Below are 6,779 nucleotides of genomic sequence, written 5' to 3' on the forward strand. Positions count from 1 at the left end.
TGAAAAATATTGGGTTTTAAGAGATTAAGAATTGTAAATTTCTTTATCTAGGGCTTTTAGATTTTTTGCAGTACAAAGTGCCGAAGTCATAGCTCCTGAGACATTACTTGCTGTTCTTGCCATATCTATAATAGGATCTATGGCTAAAATCAAACTTAGCATGACAAAATTATTACCAAATCCAATCCCTGCTAGCATAATAGAAGCTGCCATAGTTGCGCTTCCAGGTACCCCAGCTATACCCAAGGATCCAATCACAGCTACCAAAACTATCATTAAAGCAAATGTAAAATCAATATGTGTATGTGTAGCAAAAGCTACAAAAACTGCTGCTAAAGCTGGAAAATATCCTGCGCAACCATTAAGTCCTGTTGTTGTACCTATAGATGCTACAAAATTAGCTATAGCTGAATTAACTCCAAATTTATTTTGCAAAGTTGAAGTGGTCATAGGTAAAGTGCCTAAAGAAGATCTTGAGCTAAATGCAAATAACCATACAGGAAAGGCTTTTTTTGCATATTTTATAGGGTTTAACCCTTGTGAAGCAAGAAGTAAAAAATGCACCCCAAACATTATAAACATAGCTATATAAATAAGCATTATAAAAAGTCCAGCTGTTTTGATAGCTTCAAAACCATTGCTTAAAAGCACATTAGCCATCATACAAACTACAGCATAAGGCATAAATCTAATAACTGTAGCAGTCATGTTCATCATAATATTATAAAAGGTTAGGATAAAATTATGAAAACTTTTAAAGGCTTGTTCATACTCTTCTTTTTTAGAAATTTTTTTAGCACTAATTCCTATAAAAAAAGAAAAAATGACAATAGCTATAATATTTTCTTTATTAATAGCTGTAATGATGTTGCTAGGTATTAGTCCTAGTATAATATTTGAAAAAGTTTGAATTTCGCGAATTTGTTTATCTCCTTCATGTATAGCAAAATTACTTCCTAAATCAAAACTATAACCTAAAAATATACCCAAGGTTGCAGCTATGGCTGTGCTAAAGAGTATCCAAAAAAGACTTATTCCAAGCAAGGAGGATATTTTGATATTTTTATCAATTTCTATAATTACTTTTATAATGCAAATGCTTACAAGAGGAACAACTAGCATTTTTATAAAAGCTACAAAAACAGAACTTACAAATGCAAACCAATGTTTTGTTTCACTATACCAAAGAATATTACTTGCTTCTTTAGCATCTGGAAAATTTGCCAAATATTGCAAAGCAAAACCAAACCCCAAACCCATTAAAAGCGCAAATAGCATGCGAAGAGAAAAATTGATTTTTATATCCCGCATTTTTTTTAATGCGTAAAAAACAACACAAAGCATAGCAAGAGTAGTTATAGTATGAGCTTGTGAAATCATTAGAAAATCTTGAAAAAATTGTTTATCCATAAAAAGTCCTTATAAGAAACTATAATCAAGCACAAGGTATATGAAAATATACTTGCATAAAGCTTGATTTTATAAATGGTAGCATAAAAATATTTTAAATAAGATAAAATTAGTATGATTTATTCTATATCTTTATGTAAGCAATGTTCAAATATAAATTTGTGTTCTTGTGGTAAGGCTTCAAATAAAGCATTTGCTAAATTTCTAATCTCCCAAAGAGCTGATTTTGAACTACGCAAAGATATGAAATTTTGTAAACTTCTTGCATTAATCGTTAGTGTAAGTTCGGTTTTATAGCTTTCTGGTAAGCAGTATTTGGCTATATCTAGACTAATGCTTTTTTGTAAAATAGTGCGTAAATTTTCTAAGGCTTTAATGCTTGCGTTATCAACCTCTTCATTACCACAAAGCACAAGATAACGGCTTGCATTTTCAAAATCTCCTATTTTAAATTCAGCTTCATTGCGAAGTTCTTTTAAGGTATAACGCGTGCTTTTTACACTAGGACTAGTGTGACGGTGTCTTGCAACTTCTTGTAAGCAAGCTCTTGAAATTCCTTGTATATAAAAAGTATAGTTTAGATGTTCTAAGGTTGAAGCGTGTTTGAATTTGTTGCCCACGCGATCGATAAGTTCTTTATCTTTTTCGCCACCGCAATCGCCTTTTTCAAAGCTTTGCCAACAAGTTCTTGTTGCATGAGAACAAACAGATAATGGAGTGTGAAAAAGTAAAGTGATTTGCATGCTTATTCCTTTTTTGATAAAAATATTTTTTGTAATTCTTGCATTTTTTACTTAAAATTCTAATGAAATAAAAAGTTTTATCAAGTTATAATTAGATAAAAAAATAAGGCTTATTATCAATGAAACAAACAAAATATATTTTTGTAACAGGTGGAGTTTTAAGTTCTTTGGGTAAAGGGATAGCTGCTGCTTCTATCGCAACACTTTTAAAAAATTCAGGGCTTAAAGTGAGTATTTTAAAAGCTGATCCTTATATCAATGTTGATCCAGGCACTATGAGTCCTTTTGAGCATGGAGAGGTTTTTGTAACTGATGATGGAGCAGAAACGGATCTTGATTTGGGGCATTATGAGCGTTTTTTGGATGAGAGTTTATCTCAAGATAATAACTTTACTACAGGACGCGTTTATCAAAGTGTGATTGAAAAAGAAAGGCGTGGAGAATATCTTGGCAAAACCATTCAAGTTATCCCTCATATAGTAGGAGAAATCAAAGATCGCATTAAAAAAGCAGGAGAAGGTAAAGATATACTTATCGTTGAAATAGGCGGAACTGTTGGGGATATAGAAGGCTTGCCTTTTTTAGAAGCTATTCGTGCTTTGCGTTTGGAAGTGGGTAAAAATAATGCTATGAATATTCATCTTACTCTAGTACCGTTTATCAAGGCTGCAGGGGAATTAAAAACAAAGCCAACTCAACATAGTGTAGGCGAGTTAAGACGCATAGGCATTAGTCCTGATATGATTATTTGTCGTAGTGAAAAAGCTCTTGATAGAGATTTAAAAGATAAAATTGCTATTTCTTGTGGGGTGGAAAAAAATTGCGTGATAGAAAGTGTTGATGCGGCTAGTATTTATCAAATTCCACTTAATTTTTTAAAGCAAGATATTTTAAGCCCTATTGCTGAAATTTTGGATTTGAAAAATTTAAAACCTAATATGGAAAATTGGGACTCTTTGGTAAAAAGAGTTATAGCTCCAAGCAATGAAGTTAAAATCGCTTTTGTAGGCAAATATGTGGATTTAAAAGAAAGCTATAAAAGCCTTACTGAAGCTATTATACACGCAGGTGCAGCTCTAGATACTAAAGTGGAGTTAAAATGGGTAGATAGTGAAAAACTTGAAAATATGGAAAGTGCTGAAGTATTTAAAGATGTGAGTGGAATTTTAGTTGCAGGGGGATTTGGATATCGTGGTGTAGAAGGTAAGATAAAAGCCATTCAATACGCAAGAGAAAATAAAATTCCTTTTTTAGGAATTTGTTTGGGTATGCAGCTTGCTTTGGTGGAATTTGCTAGAAATGTATTAAAACTTAAAGATGCAAATTCAAGTGAATTTGATGAGAAATGCCAAAATCCTGTGGTTTATTTGATTGATGAATTTATGGATACAAATGGAGAAAAACAAATTCGTACTGCAAAAACTCCTTTAGGCGGAACTATGCGTTTAGGAGCTTATAAATGCGATATTAAGGAAAAATCCCTTTTGGCTAAGGTTTATAATGAAGCAAAAAGTGTAAAAGAACGCCATCGTCATCGCTATGAAGCAAATCCAAAATATAGAGCAGATTTTGAAAAACACGGTTTGATTGTAAGTGGTGAAAGCAAAGGATTGATCGAAGCAGTTGAGCTTAACTGTCATCCTTTTTTCTTGGCTGTGCAGTTTCATCCAGAATTTACTTCAAGACTTGAGCATGTTAACCCTGTGATTTGCGGTTTTATCAAGGCAGCTATAAACTATGAAGATAATTAATAAAAATGAAATTAAAAAAATTTTGGCTTCACGCTTTGAAAAAGATTTGCATACCAAACTTTGTGATCTGCCTTTGCCATGCTGTTTAAAGGATGCATATAAAGCAGCTAATCGCATCAAAGAAGCTGTAGAAAAAAATGAGAAAGTCGCCATAGTAGGGGATTATGATGTTGATGGAATCATTTCTTGTGTTATTATGGCAGAATTTTTCGATGATATAGGTTTTGATTATATAGTAAGAATTCCAAATCGTTTTAAAGATGGATATGGATTAAATGCTGAGATTATTAACGAACTTGATGTAAATTTAATAATAACAGTAGATAATGGAATAGCTGCTCTTGAAGCAGCCAAACTCTGTAAAGAAAAAAATATAGATTTGATTATCACTGATCATCATATGCCTCAAGATGTTTTACCTGATGCTTTTGCCATTATCAATCCAAAGCAAAAAGATTGTGATTTTCCAGAAATTGAAATTTGTGGAGCTCAAGTTGCATGGTATTTGATAGCGGCTTTAAAAGAGGTGTGCAAGCTTAAATATGACATGTGTAAATTTTTAGAACTTTTGGCGATTGCAATTATTGCAGATATGATGGAACTTAGAGATTTAAATCGTGCTTTAGTAAGGCGTGGTATAGATCATATTAACAAATCTAAAAGGGCTGCTTTTAGGGCTATTAAGCATTATTATCAAAAGGATAAATTTGCTCTTGATAATATAGGGTTTTTAATTGCTCCGCTTATAAATAGTGCTGGAAGAATGGATGATGCAAGTATTTCTTATGAATTTTTACACACTAAAGATTTTAATAAAGCTTTAGAATATCTAGAGCAAATTGTTAGTTTTAATGAAAGTCGTAAAGATGAAGAAAAACAGCTTTTTGAAGATAGTTTAAATCAAATCGATGAAAACGATTCTTGTATTGTGGTATCGGGTTTAAATTGGCATGAAGGGGTTTTAGGGATTGTGGCAAGTCGTTTAGCTAAACATTTTAATAAACCTGCTTTTGTATTTTCTCAAAATAAAGAACACTTAAAAGGTAGCGCAAGAAGTGTTGGCAAGATTGATATTTTAGCTTTAATTTCTAAGACAAATTCTATATTAAGCAATTATGGTGGTCATAAAGGTGCCGCTGGAATCAGTTTAAACTCTGAAAATTTTGAACAATTTAAAAATAAAATCAAAAAAGAATGTTCGCAAATTTCTGAAAGTGAATTTTTGGATACAGATGAAATTTTAGGAATCTTAGAACCTAGCGAAATTGATTTTGAAATGCTTGAAATTTTAGAATCTTTTGAACCTTTTGGACATAAAAATCCACGACCTTTTTTTGTTTTAGAAAATCTTTGTGTAAAAAATAAAAAACTTCTAGGTAAAGATGAAAAACACTTAAAGCTTATTTTAACCAAGGAAAATAAAACCATAGAAGCTTTATTTTTTAATTTTGATAAAGAGCCAGAATTGAATCAAAATATTTCTTTGCTTGGAAGTATTTCTAAGAATGAATTTAGAGGATTAGTAACTCCACAATTTGTTATTAAAGAAATTTTATAAATTTTATAAAATTTTTATTTATTATTTATTAATATTATATAAGTTTCATTAATGAAATGAATTTTAACAAAATAAGGGGAGAATTGTGAAAAAGTTACTATTATGTGTATTAGTATTTTTATCTATAGGAGCATGTATGGCAGAAGCTAAACCAAAGATTGCTATTTTAGCAACAGGTGGAACGATAGCAGGTTCTATTGATAGTGCTGTTGCCACAACAGGTTATACAGCTGGGGTTGTTGGTGTAGATGTTTTAATCAAAGCGGTTCCACAAATTCAAGATTTAGCTAATATTAGCGGGGAACAAATAGCAAATATTGATAGTTCAAATATGCGTGATGAAATTTGGCTAAAGCTTGCTAAAGAAATCAATAAGCTTTTTGCTGAAGGGGTGGATGGTGTGGTTATAACTCATGGTACTGATACCATGGAAGAAACTGCTTATTTTCTAAATTTAACCATTAAAAGTGATAAGCCTGTAGTTTTAGTTGGCGCTATGCGTCCATCAACTGCTATAAGTGCAGATGGGCCAAAAAATCTTTACAATGCTGTAGCATTAGCTGCTGATAAAGAGTCTAAGGGCAAGGGTGTTATGGTAGCTATGAATGATAAAATTTTAAGTGCTAGAGGTGTAGTAAAAACCCATAGTTTAAATGTTGATGCTTTCTCTTCTCCTGATTTTGGGGATTTGGGTTATATAGTAGATGGTAAAGTCTTTTTCTATAATAATGTTACTAAAGCTCATGCAAAAAACGCTCCTTTTGATGTAAGTAAACTCACAAGTTTGCCAAAAGTAGATATTCTTTATAGCTATTCAAATGATGGTAGTGGTGTCGCTGCAAAAGCTTTATTTGAACATGGAACTAAGGGCATAGTTGTTGCAGGAAGTGGTGCAGGAAGTATACATGAAGATCAAAAAAATGTTTTAAAAGAGCTTATAAAAAAAGGACTTGATGTTGTTGTAAGTTCAAGGGTTGTAGCAGGTCGTGTTGCTGTGAGTGATTCAGATGAAAAATTAGGTTTTATTAGTGCTGAAGATTTGAATCCTCAAAAAGCAAGAGTTTTGCTTATGTTAGCGCTTACAAAAACAAGTGATCCTAAAAAAATTCAAGAGTATTTTTTAAAATATTAAAATTTTTTAAATATTTCTAAACTTAGGGAATTTATCTTCCCTAAGTCAAGCCTTTTAATCCTAATAATAGTATATTATATCTTGCATTTTTTATTATCATTAAAATATAACCCCCATTTTTTAACCCACCAAATACTTATATAAATACTTACACAAATATTTATATTATTTAATCCTTTATTTAA

General features: G+C 31.5%; 5 protein-coding genes. 3 read left to right on the top strand and 2 right to left on the bottom strand.

All coding sequences use genetic code 11. The features are described from left to right. Positions 1-24: 24 nt before the first annotated feature. Together AJ888_RS00500 and thyX are read right to left on the bottom strand one after the other, a co-directional pair. Positions 25-1,410 carry a cation:dicarboxylate symporter family transporter gene (locus tag AJ888_RS00500; protein ID WP_032603262.1) on the bottom strand — a complete coding sequence of 462 codons (1,386 nt, stop codon included), beginning with the start codon at positions 1,408-1,410 and terminating at the stop codon, positions 25-27. 119 nt (positions 1,411-1,529) lie between these two features. After that, the gene (thyX, locus tag AJ888_RS00505) at positions 1,530-2,153 is read right to left on the bottom strand and encodes an FAD-dependent thymidylate synthase (RefSeq protein ID WP_002853111.1); all 624 of its coding nucleotides are present in this window, start codon (positions 2,151-2,153) and stop codon (positions 1,530-1,532) included. Between the two features lie 119 nt (positions 2,154-2,272). On the opposite strand from thyX, the gene AJ888_RS00510 reads away from it, so the two are divergent. The 3 genes from AJ888_RS00510 to AJ888_RS00520 all read left to right on the top strand — a co-directional run bounded on the left by AJ888_RS00510 (position 2,273) and on the right by AJ888_RS00520 (position 6,594). Beyond that, positions 2,273-3,904, top strand: a complete 1,632-nt coding sequence (locus tag AJ888_RS00510) for a CTP synthase (protein ID WP_002860871.1) — start codon at positions 2,273-2,275, stop codon at positions 3,902-3,904. Then, positions 3,891-5,462, top strand: coding sequence for a single-stranded-DNA-specific exonuclease RecJ (gene recJ, locus AJ888_RS00515; protein ID WP_002860872.1), 1,572 nt, complete (start codon positions 3,891-3,893; stop codon positions 5,460-5,462). Before AJ888_RS00510 ends, recJ begins: the two co-directional genes overlap by 14 nt. An 85-nt stretch (positions 5,463-5,547) precedes the next feature. Then, the gene (locus AJ888_RS00520) at positions 5,548-6,594 is read left to right on the top strand and encodes a type II asparaginase (protein WP_079396326.1); all 1,047 of its coding nucleotides are present in this window, start codon (positions 5,548-5,550) and stop codon (positions 6,592-6,594) included. Positions 6,595-6,779 lie beyond the last annotated feature (185 nt).

The sequence above is a fragment of the Campylobacter sp. BCW_6467 genome (assembly GCF_001762855.1).
In the GTDB taxonomy this organism is placed as follows: Bacteria; Campylobacterota; Campylobacteria; order Campylobacterales; family Campylobacteraceae; genus Campylobacter_D; species Campylobacter_D jejuni.